This is a genomic window from Verrucosispora sp. NA02020, assembly GCF_013364215.1.
In the GTDB taxonomy this organism is placed as follows: domain Bacteria; phylum Actinomycetota; class Actinomycetes; order Mycobacteriales; family Micromonosporaceae; genus Micromonospora.
The window spans coordinates 1,805,433-1,823,200 of record NZ_CP054923.1; the positions used below are offsets into that span (position 1 = coordinate 1,805,433).

The 17,768-nt window shown below is 72.6% G+C and carries 21 protein-coding genes; 14 read left to right on the forward strand and 7 right to left on the reverse strand.

What is annotated here, in order from left to right; translation table 11 throughout:
- Positions 1-216: 216 nt before the first annotated feature.
- A complete protein-coding gene (locus HUT12_RS07915) occupies positions 217-543 on the reverse strand; it encodes a hypothetical protein (RefSeq protein ID WP_131052223.1) in 327 nt (108 codons plus the stop codon).
- Between the two features lie 256 nt (positions 544-799).
- On the opposite strand from HUT12_RS07915, the gene HUT12_RS07920 reads away from it, so the two are divergent.
- The 13 genes from HUT12_RS07920 (at position 800) to HUT12_RS07980 (ending at position 10,284) form a co-directional block, all read left to right on the forward strand.
- On the forward strand, positions 800-1,879 hold the full coding sequence (locus HUT12_RS07920; RefSeq protein ID WP_176092966.1) for an amidohydrolase family protein: 1,080 nt from the start codon (positions 800-802) through the stop codon (positions 1,877-1,879).
- 147 nt (positions 1,880-2,026) lie between these two features.
- On the forward strand, positions 2,027-3,433 hold the full coding sequence (gene proS, locus HUT12_RS07925) for a proline--tRNA ligase (protein ID WP_131052221.1): 1,407 nt from the start codon (positions 2,027-2,029) through the stop codon (positions 3,431-3,433).
- A gap of 16 nt (positions 3,434-3,449) precedes the next feature.
- Positions 3,450-4,097, forward strand: coding sequence for a DUF402 domain-containing protein (locus tag HUT12_RS07930; RefSeq protein WP_176092967.1), 648 nt, complete (start codon positions 3,450-3,452; stop codon positions 4,095-4,097).
- Between the two features lie 254 nt (positions 4,098-4,351).
- Positions 4,352-4,816, forward strand: coding sequence for a 30S ribosomal protein S16 (gene rpsP, locus HUT12_RS07935; protein ID WP_131052219.1), 465 nt, complete (start codon positions 4,352-4,354; stop codon positions 4,814-4,816).
- A 1-nt stretch (position 4,817) separates the two neighbouring features.
- The gene (locus tag HUT12_RS07940) at positions 4,818-5,051 is read left to right on the forward strand and encodes an RNA-binding protein (protein ID WP_013732101.1); all 234 of its coding nucleotides are present in this window, start codon (positions 4,818-4,820) and stop codon (positions 5,049-5,051) included.
- A gap of 2 nt (positions 5,052-5,053) precedes the next feature.
- Positions 5,054-5,617 (forward strand): ribosome maturation factor RimM, encoded by a 564-nt coding sequence (rimM, locus tag HUT12_RS07945; RefSeq protein WP_176095687.1) that lies wholly within the window; start codon positions 5,054-5,056, stop codon positions 5,615-5,617.
- A 17-nt stretch (positions 5,618-5,634) separates the two neighbouring features.
- A complete protein-coding gene (gene trmD / locus HUT12_RS07950; RefSeq protein WP_176092968.1) occupies positions 5,635-6,408 on the forward strand; it encodes a tRNA (guanosine(37)-N1)-methyltransferase TrmD in 774 nt (257 codons plus the stop codon).
- 143 nt (positions 6,409-6,551) lie between these two features.
- On the forward strand, positions 6,552-6,908 hold the full coding sequence (gene rplS / locus HUT12_RS07955; protein ID WP_131052231.1) for a 50S ribosomal protein L19: 357 nt from the start codon (positions 6,552-6,554) through the stop codon (positions 6,906-6,908).
- A gap of 183 nt (positions 6,909-7,091) precedes the next feature.
- Positions 7,092-7,976: a signal peptidase I gene (lepB, locus tag HUT12_RS07960; RefSeq protein ID WP_131052216.1), complete on the forward strand. Its 885-nt coding sequence runs from the start codon at positions 7,092-7,094 to the stop codon at positions 7,974-7,976.
- The gene (gene lepB, locus HUT12_RS07965; RefSeq protein ID WP_131052215.1) at positions 7,973-8,608 is read left to right on the forward strand and encodes a signal peptidase I; all 636 of its coding nucleotides are present in this window, start codon (positions 7,973-7,975) and stop codon (positions 8,606-8,608) included. Before lepB (HUT12_RS07960) ends, lepB (HUT12_RS07965) begins: the two co-directional genes overlap by 4 nt.
- A 61-nt stretch (positions 8,609-8,669) precedes the next feature.
- Positions 8,670-9,158, forward strand: a complete 489-nt coding sequence (locus HUT12_RS07970; RefSeq protein WP_176092969.1) for an NUDIX hydrolase — start codon at positions 8,670-8,672, stop codon at positions 9,156-9,158.
- Positions 9,152-9,964 (forward strand): ribonuclease HII, encoded by an 813-nt coding sequence (locus tag HUT12_RS07975; RefSeq protein WP_176092970.1) that lies wholly within the window; start codon positions 9,152-9,154, stop codon positions 9,962-9,964. The genes HUT12_RS07970 and HUT12_RS07975 overlap by 7 nt, the downstream gene beginning before the upstream one ends.
- The gene (locus HUT12_RS07980; protein ID WP_007075222.1) at positions 9,961-10,284 is read left to right on the forward strand and encodes a DUF2469 domain-containing protein; all 324 of its coding nucleotides are present in this window, start codon (positions 9,961-9,963) and stop codon (positions 10,282-10,284) included. Before HUT12_RS07975 ends, HUT12_RS07980 begins: the two co-directional genes overlap by 4 nt.
- On the opposite strand, the gene HUT12_RS07985 is transcribed toward HUT12_RS07980, so the two are convergent.
- On the reverse strand, positions 10,220-10,828 hold the full coding sequence (locus HUT12_RS07985; protein WP_254876747.1) for a hypothetical protein: 609 nt from the start codon (positions 10,826-10,828) through the stop codon (positions 10,220-10,222). The two genes, HUT12_RS07980 and HUT12_RS07985, sit on opposite strands and share 65 nt — an antisense overlap.
- A gap of 512 nt (positions 10,829-11,340) precedes the next feature.
- On the opposite strand from HUT12_RS07985, the gene HUT12_RS07990 reads away from it, so the two are divergent.
- Positions 11,341-12,075 carry a M23 family metallopeptidase gene (locus HUT12_RS07990; RefSeq protein ID WP_176095688.1) on the forward strand — a complete coding sequence of 245 codons (735 nt, stop codon included), beginning with the start codon at positions 11,341-11,343 and terminating at the stop codon, positions 12,073-12,075.
- On the opposite strand, the gene HUT12_RS07995 is transcribed toward HUT12_RS07990, so the two are convergent.
- The 5 genes from HUT12_RS07995 to HUT12_RS08015 all read right to left on the reverse strand — a co-directional run bounded on the left by HUT12_RS07995 (position 11,963) and on the right by HUT12_RS08015 (position 17,702).
- Positions 11,963-13,144 (reverse strand): aminotransferase class V-fold PLP-dependent enzyme, encoded by a 1,182-nt coding sequence (locus tag HUT12_RS07995; RefSeq protein ID WP_176092971.1) that lies wholly within the window; start codon positions 13,142-13,144, stop codon positions 11,963-11,965. The genes HUT12_RS07990 and HUT12_RS07995 overlap by 113 nt on opposite strands.
- Before the next feature lie 44 nt (positions 13,145-13,188).
- On the reverse strand, positions 13,189-14,451 hold the full coding sequence (locus HUT12_RS08000; protein WP_176092972.1) for a tyrosine recombinase XerC: 1,263 nt from the start codon (positions 14,449-14,451) through the stop codon (positions 13,189-13,191).
- A 26-nt stretch (positions 14,452-14,477) separates the two neighbouring features.
- Positions 14,478-15,659, reverse strand: a complete 1,182-nt coding sequence (gene dprA, locus HUT12_RS08005; RefSeq protein ID WP_176092973.1) for a DNA-processing protein DprA — start codon at positions 15,657-15,659, stop codon at positions 14,478-14,480.
- The gene (locus HUT12_RS08010) at positions 15,656-17,173 is read right to left on the reverse strand and encodes a YifB family Mg chelatase-like AAA ATPase (RefSeq protein WP_176092974.1); all 1,518 of its coding nucleotides are present in this window, start codon (positions 17,171-17,173) and stop codon (positions 15,656-15,658) included. Before HUT12_RS08010 ends, dprA begins: the two co-directional genes overlap by 4 nt.
- A gap of 169 nt (positions 17,174-17,342) precedes the next feature.
- Positions 17,343-17,702, reverse strand: coding sequence for a YraN family protein (locus tag HUT12_RS08015; protein WP_131057206.1), 360 nt, complete (start codon positions 17,700-17,702; stop codon positions 17,343-17,345).
- Positions 17,703-17,768: the final 66 nt, after the last annotated feature.

Genomic DNA, 17,768 nt, shown 5'->3' on the forward strand with positions numbered 1-17,768 from the left:
ACCGGGAAGCATGCGTGGAATTTCCGCCGACCACATCGTCGACCGTGTTTGCTGGACGTAGATCGCCCCCGACGTACCCACCTGCAGCACCTGGTTGGCGGTGAGTTCCTTGGCGACGTTGCGTGGCGTGTTCTCGTCGGCGGGGACCATACCTTCGCCCTTTCCGGCAGACGGATTCCTGGCGGCGATCGGGAGGCTTCCGGCTCGGCCCGCTGATCACATGGTGACGTCGCCGACGTTCTGCGCCTGGACGAGCTTGCCCACTGTGCTGGAGGTGACCGAGTTGACCGCGCCGGTCGACACCGACACCTGCCGGAGCGCCTCCAGCAGCCGTGGATCCTCGGCCGCGTACGCCGAGAGCACCTCGACCAGTCGCGCGGTGTCCTCGTCGGAGGGAACCCGGTGTGCCGTCCGGTCCAGGGCCCCGACGACCTCTTCCGGCTCGTTCCGGCGGAGGAATCGCTGACGAATGGCGTCGACGATCGCTCCTCCGGACCCTTCGGCGATCTTGAGTAGTGCGGCGGAAACGATGGCCTCGATCATTTTCGCGGCTCCTATGGTCGAGGAACGGCCGTCATGCGGCGAGGCAAAGATTACCTATCGACGTGACCACAAGAAAGCCTCGCCCGTGCCGATCCCCGGTCGGGAGAAACAATTTCCCGTAATGTGATCCGATGTGTCCCGTACACGGGTCGTCGGGCAATGTCCGTCGTCCCCCGGCGGGGCGGCAGGACCGTCGCACAGGCTCTCCACCTGCCCTGACGGCCGCGGGGACCCGATGATCGGGTAGGACTGTCACATGGCTCTGCACGTGCGTGGTGTGCTCCTGCCCGACGACGAGGTGCGCGACCTGTGGCTGGTCGGCGACCGGGTCACCTTCGACCCGGTGCCCGGCGCCGAGACGGTGGTCGACGGCGGCTTCGTGCTGCCGGGGCTGGTCGACGCGCACTGCCACATCGGCATCGCCCGGGGCGGTACGCCGATCGCCTCGCTCGACCACGCCCGCGCGTTGGCCCGTACCGACCGGGACGCCGGTGTCCTCGCGATCCGGGACGCCGGTTCGCCCTTCCCGTACCCGGAGCTGGAGGACGAGCCCGACCTGCCGAGACTGGCCCGCGCCGGCCGGCACGTCGCGCCGCCCAGGCGGTACCTGCGGGACATCGGGATGGAGGTCGACGCGGCCGAGGTGACCGCCGCCGTGGCGACGCAGGCCGCCGCCGGGAACGGCTGGGTCAAGCTGGTCGGCGACTGGATCGACCGGGGCGTCGGCGACCTGGCGCCGGCCTGGGACGCGGAGACGATGGCCGCCGCGGTGGCCGCCGCGCACGCCGCCGGGGTACGCGCCGCCGTGCACACCTTCAGCGAGTCGGCCGTGGAGATCATGGTGCGGGCCGGGGTGGACTCGGTGGAGCACGGCACCGGGCTGAGCCTCGACCTGATCGACCTGATGGCCCGGCAGGGCACCGCGCTGATCCCCACCATGATCAACATCCGCACCTTCGGCGGCATCGCCGACCAGGCCCGACCCAAGTTCCCCGGGTACGCCGACCACATGATCGCCCTGCGCGACCGCTTTCCGCAGGTGGTGCGCGCCGCGTACGAGGCGGGGGTGCCGATCTACGTGGGCACCGACGCGGGCGGTGGCATCGACCACGGCCTCGCCGTCGAGGAGATGCTGCTGCTGCACGAGCAGGCCGGCATGTCCCGGACGGACGTGCTCGCCGCCGCCTCCTGGGGCGCCCGTGCCTGGTTGGGCTTCCCCGGCCTCGTCGAGGGCGGCCTCGCCGACCTCTCCGTCTATGCCGAGGACCCCCGCCGAGACCTGAACGCCCTGCGCACCCCCACCCGCCTCGTCCTCCGCGGCGCCGTCCTCCGCTGACCTCTCCGGCCACCCGGTGGGGGTCGCGGTTGATCAAGAAGTTTGGGCCAGGTTCCGCCCCGACGGCGACCCGAACTTCTTGATCAACTCGGGGTGGTGGGGTGGGAGCCGGGGAGGGGACGGGAGGGGCGCATAGGATGTGCGGTCATGGCGCGTGTGCTGACTCCCCGGGCGGAGGACTTTCCCCGCTGGTACCAGGACCTCATCGCAAAGGCGAAGCTGGCCGACAACGGGCCGGTGCGGGGGACCATGGTGATCCGACCGGCCGGCTATGCCATCTGGGAGCGGATGCAGGCCGAGATGGACGACCGGATCAAGGCGGCCGGGGCGGAGAACGCGTACTTCCCGCTGTTCATCCCGGAGAGCTACCTCAAGCGTGAGGCCGAGCACGTCGAGGGCTTCTCGCCGGAGCTGGCGGTGGTCACCCACGGTGGTGGCAAGCAGTTGGCCGAGCCGGTCGTGGTCCGGCCCACCAGCGAGACGGTCATCGGCGAGTTCATGGCCAAGTGGATCGACTCGTACCGGGACCTGCCGCTGCTGCTCAACCAGTGGGCCAACGTGGTCCGGTGGGAGTTGCGGCCCCGGGTCTTCCTGCGGACCAGCGAGTTCCTCTGGCAGGAGGGGCACACCGCGCACGCCACCCGCGCCGACGCCCGCGCGTACGCCCGCAAGATTCTGCACGAGGCGTACGAGGACCTGATGGTGAACGTGCTCGGCATCCCGGTGGTGGTCGGGCTCAAGACGGCCCGTGAGCGATTCGCCGGGGCGACCGCCACGTACACCTGCGAAGGCATGATGGGCGACGGCAAGGCGCTCCAGCTCGGCACCAGCCACGAGCTCGGGCAGAACTTCGCCAAGGCGTTCGACATCAGCTACTCCTCCGCCGAGGGCGGCCGGGAACACGCCTGGACCACCTCCTGGGGCACCTCCACCCGGATGCTCGGCGGTCTGATCATGTGCCACGGCGACGACAACGGGCTGCGGGTGCCGCCGAGGCTGGCGCCGGTCCAGGCGTACGTGATGGTGGTCAAGGACGGCGACGGCGTGGGTGCGGCGGCGGCCAAGCTCCGCGACGCCCTGCGTGACGCCGGTGTCCGGGTGACGCTCGACGACCGGACCGACACCCCGTTCGGCCGCCGGGCCGTCGACGCCGAGCTGCGTGGCTATCCGGTACGCGTCGAGGTCGGTCCCCGCGACCTGGCCGCCGGGAACGCGGTCGTGGTGCGGCGCACCGACGGGTCGAAGGCACCCACGGCGGTGGCCGACGTGGTCGGTGCCGTGCTCGCCGCTCTGGATGCCGACCAGCAGGCCCTGCACGACCAGGCGCTGGCCTTCCGCCAGTCGCGCACGGTCGACGTGGCGACGCTGGACGAGGCACTGGAGGCGGCGGGCACCGGTTGGGCCCGGGTGCCGTGGTCGGCGGTCGGTGTGGAGGGCGAGGCGAAGGCCAACGGGCAGGGCGTGACGGTCCGCTGTCTGGTCCGTGCCGACGGGTCGGTGCCGGACACCGAGGACGAGCCCGACCTGCTCGCCATCCTGGCCCGCGCGTACTGAGGCGCCGGACACCACGGTGAGGTTCGCACCGGGCCGCCTGATCGTGCACCGCAACGTCCGGCGAGGCCGGATCGGTTGGGTGCGCCCGATGCGCGTGGTCAGCGACGATGAGCGGGGCCTGCTCCTCTGGCTGGCCCGGGACACGGCGGTGGCCGGCGAGGTGACCGAGGCCGGCGTGGGCATGCGGGGCGTCCCGTTCGCCGAGTGGGTCGTCTCGACGTACCGGCTGGCGACCGGCCGGTGGATGGGACCGCCGCTGCTGAAGTTCCTGCCGACGGGTGCCGCCCACTCGGTGTGGTGGTTCCAGGACGCGCAGGGGTGCTTCGCCCACTGGTACGTCAACCTGGAGGAGCCCGGGGTCCGCTGGGACGACGGCGACCTGGCCGGCGTCGACATCGTGGACCAGGACCTCGACGTGGTGGTGCGTCCCGACCGGAGCTGGCAGTGGAAGGACGAGGACGAGTTCACCGAGCGGCTCGCCTTCCCGGATCACTACTGGGTGTCGGACGAGGCGGCGGTCCGGGCCGAGGGCAAGCGGGCCATCCGGATCGCCGAGGCGGGCGAGTTCCCGTTCGACGGCGTCTGGTGCGACTTCGTCCCGCCGCGGGAGTGGACCGTCCCGCCGGAGTTGCCGCCCGGATGGGACCGTCCGCCGGTCCGCTGACCCCGCCGGCCGGATGTGTTTCCGGTCACGTTCGGATGATGGTCGGTGACGGAGGCAGGTCCGGTGTGAGGGATCCTGGACCGATCTGGCAGAATGGCTGGCTGGTATCCGGCGCGTGTCCGGCGCCCTCTAACCCGGGCGCGTCGCCAGTCCACCCGAGCGGTCTCCGGCCCAACCCCACTGTGCCGGTCGGCGTTCACCCATGCACACCGCCCATACCGGGCCGGTGATATCGCAACAGGAGCGAAACAACCGTGGCCGTAAAGATCCGGCTCCTGCGGATGGGCAAGATCCGCAACCCGCAGTACCGCATCGTCGTCGCCGACTCGCGCACCAAGCGCGACGGCAGGGCGATCGAGTTCGTCGGGATCTACCAGCCGAAGGAAGACCCTTCGGTGATCGAGGTCAAGTCGGAGCGGGTCCAGTACTGGCTGTCCGTCGGCGCCCAGCCGAGCGAGGCGGTGCAGCGGCTGCTGGAGCTGACCGGTGACTGGCAGAAGTACAAGGGCCTGCCGGCCCCGCCGCCGCTGAAGGTCGCCGCCGAGCGGGCCGACCGTAAGGCGGCGTACGAGGCCGAGGCGAAGGCCGCCGCCGGCCTGGCCGAGACGCCGGCCAAGCCGGCGAAGAAGGCCGCCAAGGCCGCCGAGGCCGAGGCCCCGAAGGCCGACGCGCCGAAGGCCGAGGAGCCCGCCGCCGCCGAGTCCGGCGAGCAGGCCTGACATGGCGCTGCGGCCGGCGTTGGAGCACCTGGTCAAGGGCATCGTCGACCACCCCGATGACGTGCGCGTCCGGATGGTCGACTCCCGTCGGGGCAAGCGGCTCGAAGTCCGCGTGCACCCCGAGGACCTGGGCACCGTGATCGGGCGGTCCGGCCGGACCGCCAAGGCGCTGCGCCAGGTGATCGGCTCCATCGGTGGGCGCGGCGTGCGCGTCGACATCGTCGACTCGTACTGATGCTGCTCATCGTCGGCAGGATCGGCAAGCCGCACGGCATCCGCGGTGAGGTCACCGTGGAGGTGCGGACGGACGAGCCCGAGACGCGGTTCGCCCCCGGCATGGTGTTGACCACCATGGCGGGGGCGAAGGCCGCGAACGGGCGAGGCGCTGCGCCTGCCGATCCCGGGGTGCCCTTCGAGGTGCCCGACGAGCTGACCGTGGAGTCGGCCCGTTGGCACCAGGGGCGGATGCTCGTCGCCTTCGAAGGGGTGCTGGACCGCGACGTCGCGGAGGTGTTGCGCGGCACCCTGATCGCGGTGGACAGCGCCGGCGTCGCCCCGCCGGAGGACCCGGAGGAGTTCCTCGACCACCAACTGGTGGGTCTGGCCGTGGTCACCACCGACGGCGAGCACCTCGGCGAGGTGGCCCGGATCGACCACGCTCCCGCCTCCGAGCTGCTGGTGCTGCGCCGCCCCGAGGGGGGCACCGCGCTGATCCCGTTCGTCAAGGAGATCGTCCCCGAGGTCGATCTCGCCGGAGGTCGTGTGGTGGTCGACCCGCCCGGCGGCCTGCTCGACCTGTAGATCCGGGAGTACCCCTGATGCGCGTCGACATCGTGTCGATCTTCCCGGAGTACTTCGCCCCGCTGGACCTGTCCCTGGTCGGCCGGGCCCGGTCCCACGGCACGCTCCGGCTGGCCGTACACGACCTGCGGACCTGGACGCACGACGTGCACCGCACCGTCGACGACACCCCGTACGGCGGCGGTCCCGGCATGGTGATGCGGCCCGAGCCGTGGGGCGCGGCCCTGGACGCGCTGGCCCCACCGGAGGCAGCCCCGCCCCGCCTCCTGGTGCCCTCCCCGGCCGGTGTGCCGTTCACCCAGGCGCTGGCGCACGAACTGGCCGCCGAGCCGCGCCTGCTGTTCGCCTGCGGCCGGTACGAGGGCATCGACCAGCGGGTGCTCGACCACGCCGCGACCCGGATGCCGGTGACCGAGGTCAGCCTCGGCGACTACGTGCTCTTCGGCGGCGAGGTCGCGGTGCTGGTGATCCTGGAGGCGGTGACCCGCCTGCTGCCCGGCGTCCTCGGCAACGCCGGCTCGCTCGACGACGAGTCGCACGCGCACGGGTTGCTGGAGGCGCCGATGTACACCAAGCCGGCGACCTGGCGCGATCTGGAGGTGCCAGCGGTCCTCCGCTCCGGCGACCACGGCCGGATCGCCCGGTGGCGTCGGGACGAGGCGCTGACACGGACCGGTCGGCGTCGTCCGGACATGCTCGCCGCGATCGACCCGAGCAGCCTCGACAAGCGGGACGTCGCGGCGCTGGACCGGGCCGGATTTCAGGTGCCCGGGGCGGATGTGGCAAAGTAGGGGGGTTGCCGCAGTCGCCCACGCCGTGAACGGCTGCGAGGATCCCCGACCGGGGTCGGTTCCGGCCGGCCACCACCGGAGATCAGTATCACCCATCCGCGCGCCGAGTGACGGTGCGCCGTGAGCCTCACGAGGACTACACGATGAACATCCTGGACGCCCTTGACGCCCAGTCGAAGCGCACCGACCTGCCCGACTTCCGTGGCGGTGACACCGTCAAGGTGCACGCCCGAGTCGTCGAGGGCAACCGGTCCCGGGTCCAGATCTTCCAGGGCGTCGTCATCCGCCGCCAGGGCGACGGGCTGCGCGAGACGTTCACCGTCCGCAAGCTCAGCTTCGGTGTGGGTGTCGAGCGGACCTACCCGGTCAACAGCCCGGCGATCGACCGGATCGAGGTCGTGACCCGTGGTGACGTCCGCCGCGCCAAGCTCTACTACCTGCGCGAGCTGCGGGGCAAGAAGGCCAAGATCAAGGAGCTGCGCGAGAAGCAGCCCAGCTGACATCGCGCTACGCCACGCCGCCCGAACTGCGCGTATGCCGTACCGGCCAGACCGCACTACCCTGGTCGGTACGGGCGCAGCGGGCCGGTGATCCGCCGGACAGGCGGATGAACCCCACTGCCGCCCGGGAGGTCTCGATGAGACTTCCGGGCGGTAGTCGTTTCTGCGGACCGGGGAGTGGGCGTGGTACAGGCGCTTGACGACAGCGGCGCGGTCGATCCGTGGCGACGACGCACCCGGCGCAGCAAACCGCAGATGCCACTCTGGCAGGAGCTGCCGCTGCTGCTCGTCGTCGCGTTCTGCCTCGCGGTGCTGATCCGCACCTTCCTGCTCCAGGCGTTCTTCATCCCCTCCGGGTCGATGGAGGACACGCTGCTGGTCAACGACCGGGTGCTGGTCAACAAGGTCGTCTACACCATGCGCGACCCGGAACGCGGCGAGGTGGTCGTCTTCCGTGGCACCGAGCAGTGGGTGCCGCAGGTCGACCCGCAGCCGCCCACCAGCTTCGCCGACAAGCTCGGCCGCACCATCGGTGACCTGGTCGGCGACGGCCGACCCGGCGAGAAGGACTTCATCAAGCGCGTCATCGGGCTACCCGGCGACCGGGTGAGCTGCTGCGACGACCAGGGTCGGGTACTCGTCAACGGCACCCCGCTGGACGAGTCGGCGTACGTGCTGCGGGACTCGCCGCTGGACCTGCCGCCGAACCCGGAGGAGTGCCGCTCCCGGCGGTTCGAGGAGATCGTCGTACCACCGGGGCAGATATTCGTGCTGGGTGACCACCGCCTGGTCTCGCAGGACGCGCGCTGCCAGGGCCCGGTGCCGATCGACAACGTGGTGGGGCGGGCGTTCGCGGTGGTCTGGCCGTCGAACCGCTGGCACTCGCTGCCGATCCCGGAGACGTTCGCCGGTGTCGCTCCGGCCGCCGGTGCCGACGGCGCCGCGCCGCCGGTCCGACCCGCACCGGTGGGAGACGTCGTCCTGATCCTCCCCATCGCGGCCACGCTGACCGTTCTCGCGCGTTCCGGACGGTGGTCCTCGACCCGGCAACGTAGGCTCCTTCCGTGATTGACGAGCAGACCGACAAGTCGCGCCATTCGTTCTGGAAGGAACTGCCCATCCTTCTGGGGGTGGCGATCGTGGTCGCGGTACTGGTGCGTGCCTTCGTACTGCAGACCTTCTTCATCCCCTCGCCGTCGATGGAGAACACTCTCAAGATCGACGATCGGGTGCTGGTCAACAAGCTGGTGTACAACTTCCGGTCACCGCACCGGGGCGAGGTCATCGTCTTCAAGGCGCCGGTCGAGTGGAGTGGCAACCCGGCGGGGGAGGACTTCATCAAGCGCGTGATCGGCGTCGGCGGCGACCGGATCGTCTGCTGCGACGACCAGGACCGGCTGACGATCAACGGCACGCCGCTGGACGAGCCGTACATCTTCTCCTTCGACGGACGGCGCGACAAGCCGGCGGACCAGGAGTTCGACGTCCAGGTGCCGCCGGGCCGGCTCTGGGTGATGGGCGACCACCGGTCCGCCTCCGGCGACTCGCTGGAGCACTACCAGCAGTCCGGGCAGAACATCGACACGGCCACCATCCCCGAGCAGGACGTGGTGGGTCGGGCCTTCACGATCTTCTGGCCGGTCGATCGGGCCACCCTGCTGACCGTGCCCGAGCAGTTCGAGTCGATCCCGCAACCCTGACCCCGGGTGCCCGGCAACGGGTGGCGTGGGAGTTGTCGGCGGGGTCTGGCAGGCTATTGCCGTGACGGTCTATACCCCGAGGCGCGCTGCCCGCGTGCTCCTGGTCGACGCGGAGGGCAGGTTGCTGCTCTTCCGTGGCGTCGATCCGGCCCGACCGGAGCACGGACGCTGGTGGTTCACCGCCGGCGGTGGGCTCGACCCCGGGGAGACGTACGCCGAGGGTGCCGCCCGTGAGCTGGCCGAGGAGACCGGATTGCGGCTGTCCGTGGCCGAGATCGGCGAGCCGGTGCACGCTGATCTGATCGAGTTCCCCTTCGACGGGGTGTGGTATCGGCAGGAGCAGCAGTTCTTCCTCGTGCGGGTGGCGGCGCACGAGGTCGACTCCGCGGGCTTCAACGAGATCGAGCGGGGCAGCGTGGACGGCCACCGGTGGTGGTCGGCGGCGGAGTTGGCCGACACCGACGAGCGGTACTACCCGCAGGACCTGCCGCAGCTGCTGGCCCGGGTGCTCGCCCCCGGCTCGCCCCGGACCTCGGGTGCGCCATGCTGACCCCGCCCCGCACCGTGGTGCGCCGCGACGCCGGTCTCTACGCGCTGGAACGCGCCCTGCAACGACGGGGCTTCCGGCACGTCGCCGGTGCCGACGAGGCCGGTCGGGGAGCCTGCGCCGGGCCGCTGGTGGCCGCCGCCGCGATCCTGCCCGAGGGGCGACGCGGCGAGATCGACGGACTGGCCGACTCCAAGCTGCTCACCGCGGCCAGTCGGGAGCGGGTGTACGACGAGGTCGTCGCGCGTGCCCTGGCGTACGCGGTGGTGGTCGTCCCGGCCGAGGAGGTCGACGCCCGGGGGCTGCACGTGTGCAACCTGGCCGCCATGCGTCGGGCGCTGGCCTCGCTGACGGTACGCCCGGAGTACGTGCTGACCGACGGGTTCGGCGTGGACGGGCTGGGTGTGCCCGGGCTGGCCGTGTGGAAGGGCGACCGGGTGGCCGCCTGCGTGGCGGCGGCGAGCGTGCTCGCCAAGGTCACCCGGGACCGGATCATGGTGGAGCTGGACGCGGTGCATCCCGGCTACGGATTCGCCGAGCACAAGGGGTACGTCACCGCGGAGCACAGCGCGGCGTTGCGCGACCGTGGGCCGTGCCTCCAGCACCGGTTCTCGTATGTCAACGTGGCCGCCGTCTCGGGGCGGGACGGTCGGCCGCCACGCTCCCGGCGACCGATGGGTGCAAGCCCGGACGAGCCGATGGAGCGCTCAGCCGCCGTAGGGGGTACCGTCGGCGTGGCGTTGGGCGAGCAGCCTCAGCCTCCGGCGTCGGTGGGGGAAGATGTGGTCATGGAAGGCGGAGTGCGATGAGCGCGGAAGATCTCGAGAAGTACGAGACCGAGATGGAGCTCCAGCTCTACCGGGAGTACCGCGACATCGTCCGTCAGTTCTCCTACGTGGTGGAGACCGAGCGCCGGTTCTACCTGGCGAACCAGGTCGACCTGCACGTGCGTAACTCCGACGGCGAGGTCTACTTCGAGGTCGAGATGCACGACGCGTGGGTGTGGGACATGTATCGTCCGGCCCGGTTCGTGAAGAACGTCCGCGTCATGACGTTCAAGGACGTCAACGTCGAGGAGCTGGAGAAGCCGGACATCTCCCTCCCCGCCGACTCCGGCTTCGGCGGCTGATCCGTCCGTCGCCGCCCGGACGGGCATCGCCGGTGGCCCCCACCGCCGCGATCCGTCCACCGTGTCCGGTCAGCGGTCGACGTCCCCGGTCGGCCGCCCGGTGAACTCGAACATCGTCACCCCGCTCGGCAGCGGTCGGGGAGTTGGACCGGACGTCCGACTCGGTGATGTTGCCGAAGACGCCGCAGGCCAGCACCAGGTCGGCCGGGACCATCCCCGCGTACGCGTCGGTGCGTGCCGCGTCACCCCGCACCACCTCGACCCCGGACAGCCCGGCCCGCGCCACCGCCGCCCGCGCCACCTCGACGTTGCGCGGATCGAGTTCCACCAACCGGGCCGTCACGTCGGCGCCGCGCGGGTGCGCCGCCAGCACCGGGATCACGTCGCGTCCCTGACCGGCGCAGAGACTGACCGCCCGAAGGCGTCCGGGCCGTGCCTCGTCCAGCGCCGCGCCGACGCGGGTACGCACCTCCGCCAGCCGCCGGGACAGCGGTGAGGCCGGGTCGGCGTACTGGTCGTGCCAGGCGTACCAATCACGCGTCACCAGGTCGAGCCTAGGTCGTCTGTCGACGCCCGGCGCCGCCGCAGGCCGGGCCATAGCAGATCAGCTTCTCCGGCGCGGCCTGTCCACAAGAGGCTCCGCTGTCCACAGGCGACGAGTGTGGGGCGGCGGGTAGCGGTCCATCCGGTCAGGATCGCGGCATGTCCCTCCGGTCGTTGATCAGATTTGTTCCTCCCGCTTCGACGCGGCCTGTGTCTACGCGGCCTGTGTCTGCGCGGCCTGTGTCTGCGCGGCCTGTGTCTGCGCGGCCTGTGTCCGACTGGGCCGGCTCGATGGTGTCTGTTTCGGGCGGGGGCGGATCGGCTCGGGATGGCGAGGTTGTGCCATTTCTTGCCGTCCGCGCGCCATCGACCGCCACTGTGTGTCTTCTCGCCTGCCGGAGTCTCGTCGTACGGCCCGCCGGTGCGACTCGTCCGCGCTCGGCGGCCCCCAGCGGTGGCAGGCGGACGGTCCCGGCCGTTCTGCTCGCCGGGTGCGTCGCGCTGCTGTCGCTCCTGGCGTCGCCGGCGGTCGCGGCCAGGCCGCGCGGCTCTGCGGTGCGGGCGGCGCAGGTGGCTGCCCTGCCTCCCGTCGCGCCGCTTCCGGCTGAGCTGCTCTCGGCTGCGCTGCTTCCGGCTGCGCCGCTCACGGTCGCACCGGTGCCGGCTGCTCCGGAACGGCCGGCGGAGGCCGCACGGTTCAGGTGGCCGGTCGACGGTCGGCCGCATCCGGTGCGTCGCTTCGATCCGCCGCCCCGACCGTGGCTGCCCGGCCATCGCGGGGTCGACCTGCTCGCCCCGGCCGGTGCGACGATCCGGGCCGCCGGCACCGGCACGGTCCTGTTCGCCGGCATGGTCGCCGGCCGTCCGGTCATCTCGGTGGTGCACCCGGACGGCCTGCGCACCACCTACGAGCCGGTCTCGCCGGACGTCACGGTCGGCACGTCGGTGGCGGCGGGAACCGCGCTGGGCACCCTGCTGCCGGGGCACGCCGGCTGCCCGGAGGCGGCGTGCCTGCACTGGGGCCTGCGTCGGGGGGACGACTATCTCGATCCGCTGGCCCTGCTCGGTCTCGGGCGATCCCGCCTGCTGCCGCTCGATCCGGAACCACCCGCCGCGACCTCGCGGCCCGATGCGGTCAGCGTTGGGCGAGCAGCGTGGGCAGCCGGACGGCGAGCCGCTCGTACTCGTCCGGCGAGTTGTACACCTGCCCGCAGAGCCGCAACAATCCCCGTCCGCCGAAGGTCATGACCGCTACCTGGGTGGCGAGCCGCTCGGCGATCCGGGCCTGCAACGCCCGCGCCGCGTCGAGGTTCGTGGCGAGGCCCGCCGGCAACGGGACGATCCGCATGGCGACGGTCGGTCCGCCGGGGTCGAGCAGTCCGGCGGGCGGCACCGCGAGCGCGTCCCCGACCACCCGTTGCCCGTACGCGGCCAGTGCGGCGTTGTGCGCGCGTACCCGGTCCACACCGAGGCTGCGCAGTGCGTACAGCCCGGCGGGTGCACTGAGCCACGCGGTGTAGTCCGCCGTCCCCTGCCACTCCAACCGGCCCGGGAAGCCGGACTCCTGCTCCCAGGAGACCACCAGCGGCTCGATCCGGTCCCGCCAGGCCGGTGACACCACGAGCACCGCGGTGCCGCGCGGCGCGTACCCCCACTTGTGCAGGTTGCCGACCCAGAAGTCGGCGCCGATGCCCTGCACCGACGCGGCCAGCATGCCCGGCGCGTGCGCGGCGTCGACCAGCACGGGTACGCCCTGCTCCCGGGCGAGCCCGACGATCGCTGCGACCGGGAACAGTCGGGCCGTGGCCGAGGTGACCTGGTCCACCACCAGCAGCCGGGTACGCCCCGGACGCAGCCCGGACCGGACGACCTGCAGGATCTCCTCGTCGGTGGCGGTCAACGGGACCCGCAACACGCGGTGGGTCACCCCGGTCCGGCGGCACTCCCGCTGCACCGACAGCGTGACCGCCCCGTAGCCGTGGTCGGTGGTGACCACCTCGTCGCCCTCGCGCAGCCCGAGCGACTGGAGCACCACCGCCACACCGGTGGTGGCGTTCGGGATCAGGGCGGTGCCGTCCGGGTCCGCGCCGAGGAAGGTGGCCAGGTGGCGGCGGGTGTGGGCGATCCGGTCGGTCAGCCCCTGCACGAAGAAGCGCAGCGGGTCCGACTCCATCTCGTCGCGCAACCGCTGCTGGGCCCGCTGCGCGACGATCGGCACCGCCCCGAACGAACCGTGGTTGAGGTGACTGGTCGCCGGATCGAGGGAGAAGAGCAGACGGGCGCCCGCGATCGGCTCGGGCGGCGGCGGGACGCTCACCCGATGATCGTAACCGCTGATCGGCGTCGCCCGGCCTGCTCCGCTCAGGCGCGGGGATGTGCCTGCCGGTACGCGGCGCGCAGCCGCTCCACCGAGACATGGGTGTAGACCTGGGTGCTGGCCAGCGACGAGTGTCCCAGCAACTCCTGCACCGCTCGCAGGTCCGCACCACCTTCCAGCAGGTGGGTGGCGGCGGAGTGGCGCAGCGCGTGCGGGCTCGTCCGGGGCAGGTCGGCGGCCTCGGCGTACCCGGCGACGATCCGGCGGGCGGTCGTCGGGTTCAGCCGACCGCCGCGGGCGCCGAGCAGGAGCGCGTCGCGGGATCCCGGGACCGCCAGCACGGTCCGTCCGCGCCGCAGCCAGTCGTCGAGGGCCCGCTGGGCGGGCAGCCCGTACGGCACGGTCCGTTCCCGCCCACCCTTGCCGTGGACCCGGATCACGCGTCGGCCGTGGTCGACGTCGGCCACGTCGAGCCCGCACGCCTCGCTGACCCGTACCCCTGTGCCGTAGAGCAGTTCGAGCAGCACCCGGTCCCGCAGCCGTACCGCCTCGGCGTCCCGGTCCGGTTCGCCCGGACCATCGAGGGCGCTGTCTCCCCGGCCCGTCCGGTCGGTGCCGGCGGCCCCCGGCACGATGCCTGTGCCCGGCGCGCTCTCTGTGTTCGGCGCGGCGGCGGTGTCCGGGGCGGCGGCGGTGTCCGACGCGGTGCCCGTGTTGGCGGCGGCGCCTGCGTTCGGGGCGGTGCCGGTAACGGTGCCTGCGTTCGGGGCGGTGCCAGTGGCGGTGCCTGTCTTGGCGGCGGTGCCTGTGTTGGACGCGGTGCCTGTGTCGGCGGCGGTGCTGGTGTTCGGCGTGGTGACGCGGGTCGGGGCCTCCACGAGTTGGGCGGCCTGGTCGGCGCGGAGCACCGTGGGCAGGGTCCGTCGTGGGCGAGGACTGGCCAGGGTGGCGGCCACGTCGGTGGGCAACAGCCCCTCCCGGTGCGCCCAGGCACTGAAGGTCCGCGCCGCTGCCGCACGCCGGGCCATCGAGGTGCGGGCCGTGCCCGTCGTGCGTTGCCGGGCAAGCCAGCTGCGTACCGTGTCGAGGGTCAACTCGGCGACCTGGGTGCAGCCCATCCGTCGGGCGTGCTCCATCAGGGACACCAGATCCGCGACGTAGGCCCTGACCGTGTGCGTCGACCGGTTGCGGACCGAGGCGAGGTGGCGGGCGAAGTCGTCCACCGCGTCGCGCAACGGCCCCGGCAGCGCCGCGTGCACCGCCCGGGTGCCGCGGACGTCCCGGCCCTGTCCACCCGTACCCCGCACGGCTGCCAGCCTACGGCGGGCTGGCGTCACCCGCGACCAGCTGGGTCGGCCAGGGCGAACCCGTCCCTGCGCCGCACCACGAGGGACAGTTCCTCCAGCATCGGCAGGGTGCGCAGCACCGTGCGGACGGCCAGGCCGGCCCTCGCGGCGAGGTCGTCCACCCCGACGGTGCCGCGTCGGGGCAGCGATTCCAGGATCGACCTCGCGTCGTCGTCGAGCAGGTCGGCGGGGCGTTCCGGACCGCGCGGCACCGGCGCCAGCTCACCGATCGGACCCACCTCCTCCAACACCTGCGCCAACCCGGTCACCAGCCGTGCCGCCGGTTGTTCCCGCAGGATCTCGTGCGCGCCGACCGACATCGCGGAGGTGACCGGACCGGGCACCACCATCGCGGGCCTGTTCAGGGCGAGCGCGCGTCGGGTGGTCTGGGTCGCACCGCTGCGCGCCGCCGCCTCCACCAGCACGGTGCCTCTGGTGGCCGCCGCGATGACCCGGTTACGGATGAGGAAGCGAGGACGCAAGGGCTCGGCGCCCGGTGGCCACTCGCTGACCAGCAGGCCGGTCTCGGCGATCCGGTCGAACAACGCGGTGTTGCCCAGCGGGTACGGCCGGTCCACCCCGCACGCGAGCACCGCGACGGTCGACCCACCGGCGTTCAGGGCACCACGGTGCGCGGCGGCGTCGATGCCGAACGCACCGCCGGAGACGACCGTCCACTCCCGGTCGGCCAACCCGTAGGCGATGTCCGTGGCGACGTGCAGGCCGTACGCCGTGGCCGCCCGCGCCCCCACCACCGCCACCGACCGGTCCAGCGTCTCGTCCAACCGCCACGCGCCGCGTACCCAGAAGCAGAGCGGCGGCGCCGTCTCGATGTCGACCCGACGTTGCTTGCCGGGCAGTTCCAGTCGGAGGTGCCGCAACTGCTCGACGGTCATCGGCCACTCGTCGTCGTCGGGCGTGACGAGGCGGGCACCGAGCCGGTCGGTGCGGCGCAGTGCCTCGGCGGCGACCGCCCGGGGATCACCGACCCGGGTCCGCGCGGCCACACCGTCGCGCAGGTCCTCCTGCGGTGCCCCGCCGTCCAGCAGCAACTCCAGTGCGGCCACCGGCCCGATCTCGTCGACCAGCCCGTACACCGAACGGGTGCCCGGCTCGGCCAGCCAGGTCAGCGCCACCCGTGCCAGCCGCGACTCCTCGTGCGTGCTCACGTACCCTCTCCCGTCCTCAGTGTGATGGCCTCGGCGATGTCCTTCTTGTCCGGCTGGGCCCGCCCGTCCAGGTCGGCGATCGTCCAGGCGAGCCGGATGACCCGGTCGAAGCCGCGAGCGGACAGCGACCCGGAGTCCAGACGGGTCCGCAGGTCGGCGGTGACCGGGTCGGGCAGCCGCCACGGTGCCCGGCGCAGGTTCGGCCCGGGTATCTCGGAGTTGAGCCGGCGCCCCAGCGCCGTCCACCGTTCGGCCGCTGCCTGCCGTGCGGCGTCGACCCGCGCGGCCACCACCGCCGAGGACTCGTGCGCGGCGGGTTCCATCAGCTCGGCCGCCCGCATCGGTGGCAGGCGGACCTGGAGGTCGATCCGGTCGAGCAGCGGACCGGAGAGCCGGGCGAGGTAGCGGCGACGAGCGGCGGGGGCGCACTCGCACCGGTCGTCGCCCGCCGGGTTCGCACACGGGCACGGATTGGCGGCCAGCACCAGTTGGGCCCGGGCCGGGTACTCGGCACCGCCCCGACTGCGGGTCAGCAGCACCCGACCGTGCTCCAACGGCTGGCGCAGCGCCTCCAACGCCGGCTTGCTGAACTCCGGCGCCTCGTCGAGGAAGAGCACTCCACGGTGCGCGAGGGAGATCGCACCCGGCCGGGCGAGTCCCGCGCCGCCCCCGACGATGGAGGGCACGGTGGCGGTGTGATGCGGGGCCTGGAACGGCGGCCGGCGGATCAGTCGGCCGCCGGCCGGTAGCAGACCCGCGACCGAGTGCAGCGCGGTCACCTCCAGCGCGGCACCGTCGTCCAGCGTCGGCAGGATCGACGGCAGGCGTTCGGCCAGCATGGTCTTGCCGGCGCCGGGTGGCCCGATCAACGCCAGGTGGTGTCCACCGGCGGCGGCGACCTCCAAAGCCCGCCGGCCGAGCCCCTGCCCGGCGACGTCGGCGAGGTCCGGGCCGGTGATCACCTCCGGTGCGTCGTCGACCGGCGGCTCGATCAGTGGTCGGCCGTCGCGGACGAAGCAGACCAGCCGGTGCAGGCTGTCCACGCCCCGCACCCGCAGGCCGGGCACCACGGCGGCCTCGGCCGCGTTGCCCGCCGGCACGATCACCCGGTCGACGCCGGCCCGGGCCGCCGCGGCCACCATCGGCAGGACGCCCCGGACCGGGCGCACCGCGCCGTCGAGACCCAGCTCGCCGAGGATCGCCACGCCGTCCAGCGGCAGCAGCGGCAGTTCGCCCGAACCGCCGAGCAGTGCCACCGCGATCGCCAGGTCGAACGCCGAACCGAACTTGGGCAGCGTGGCCGGCAGCAGGTTGAGGGTGATCCGTCGGTTAGGCCACCGCTGGCCGGAGTTCACCACCGCCGCGCGGACCCGGTCGCGTGCCTCGTGCAGCGCCGTGTCGGGCAGACCGGAGATGACCACTCCGGGCAGGCCCGGCGCGAGGTCCGCCTCCACCTCCACCAGGTGCCCCTCCACTCCGACCAGGCCGACGCAGAGCACCCGGGCGTAGCTCATCGCCGACCCACCGGGCACTGGCGTGGCACCACGAACCCGTCCGGTGGGCGTACCTGACCGGCGGTCGGTCGCGGTACCGCACGGCCGGTCGGACGCACCTGGGGGCCGGTCGGGTGAACCCCACCACCGGTCGGCGACGACGTCGCACCGCGTCTGCCGTGGCGGGGCATCAGAAGGCGCCCTTGAGGTGTTCGACGCGGGCCCGGCCGGCTGCGGGCAGCAGGACCGAGAGGACGTCGAAGCGGATCTCGTCGGCGGTGGTGCCGGTGCTCGCGAGCCAGGCGGCGGCGAGCCGGCGCAGGCGGCGTGCCTTGCGCGCCACCACCGCCTCGGCGGGCGTGCCGAAGCGTGTGGTGCGACGCGTCTTCACCTCGCAGAAGGCGAGCACCGGCCCGTCCCAGGCGATGATGTCGATCTCTCCGGAGGGGCAGCGCCAGTTCCGCTCCACCGGCCTTAGGCCCGTCTCGATCAGGTGGCGGACGGCGCACCGCTCCCCGTAGCCGCCGACCGCCTGGTTCCGCTTGGTCATGCCGGCACCCTGCGCCCGTACGCCGTGCCGAGGCGACCCCGTCGAGGCGACCTGTGGACAACCGCG

Bases quoted from the DNA above. Each gene is read 5' to 3' on its own strand.
- HUT12_RS07915 (WP_131052223.1), bottom strand. From the start codon at position 543: ATGATCGAGGCCATCGTTTCCGCCGCACTACTCAAGATCGCCGAAGGG.
- HUT12_RS07920 (WP_176092966.1), top strand. From the start codon at position 800: ATGGCTCTGCACGTGCGTGGTGTGCTCCTGCCCGACGACGAGGTGCGC.
- proS (WP_131052221.1), top strand. From the start codon at position 2,027: ATGGCGCGTGTGCTGACTCCCCGGGCGGAGGACTTTCCCCGCTGGTAC.
- HUT12_RS07940 (WP_013732101.1), top strand. From the start codon at position 4,818: ATGGCGCTGCGGCCGGCGTTGGAGCACCTGGTCAAGGGCATCGTCGAC.
- trmD (WP_176092968.1), top strand. From the start codon at position 5,635: ATGCGCGTCGACATCGTGTCGATCTTCCCGGAGTACTTCGCCCCGCTG.
- rplS (WP_131052231.1), top strand. From the start codon at position 6,552: ATGAACATCCTGGACGCCCTTGACGCCCAGTCGAAGCGCACCGACCTG.
- HUT12_RS07975 (WP_176092970.1), top strand. From the start codon at position 9,152: ATGCTGACCCCGCCCCGCACCGTGGTGCGCCGCGACGCCGGTCTCTAC.
- HUT12_RS07980 (WP_007075222.1), top strand. From the start codon at position 9,961: ATGAGCGCGGAAGATCTCGAGAAGTACGAGACCGAGATGGAGCTCCAG.
- HUT12_RS08010 (WP_176092974.1), bottom strand. From the start codon at position 17,173: ATGAGCTACGCCCGGGTGCTCTGCGTCGGCCTGGTCGGAGTGGAGGGG.
- HUT12_RS08015 (WP_131057206.1), bottom strand. From the start codon at position 17,702: ATGACCAAGCGGAACCAGGCGGTCGGCGGCTACGGGGAGCGGTGCGCC.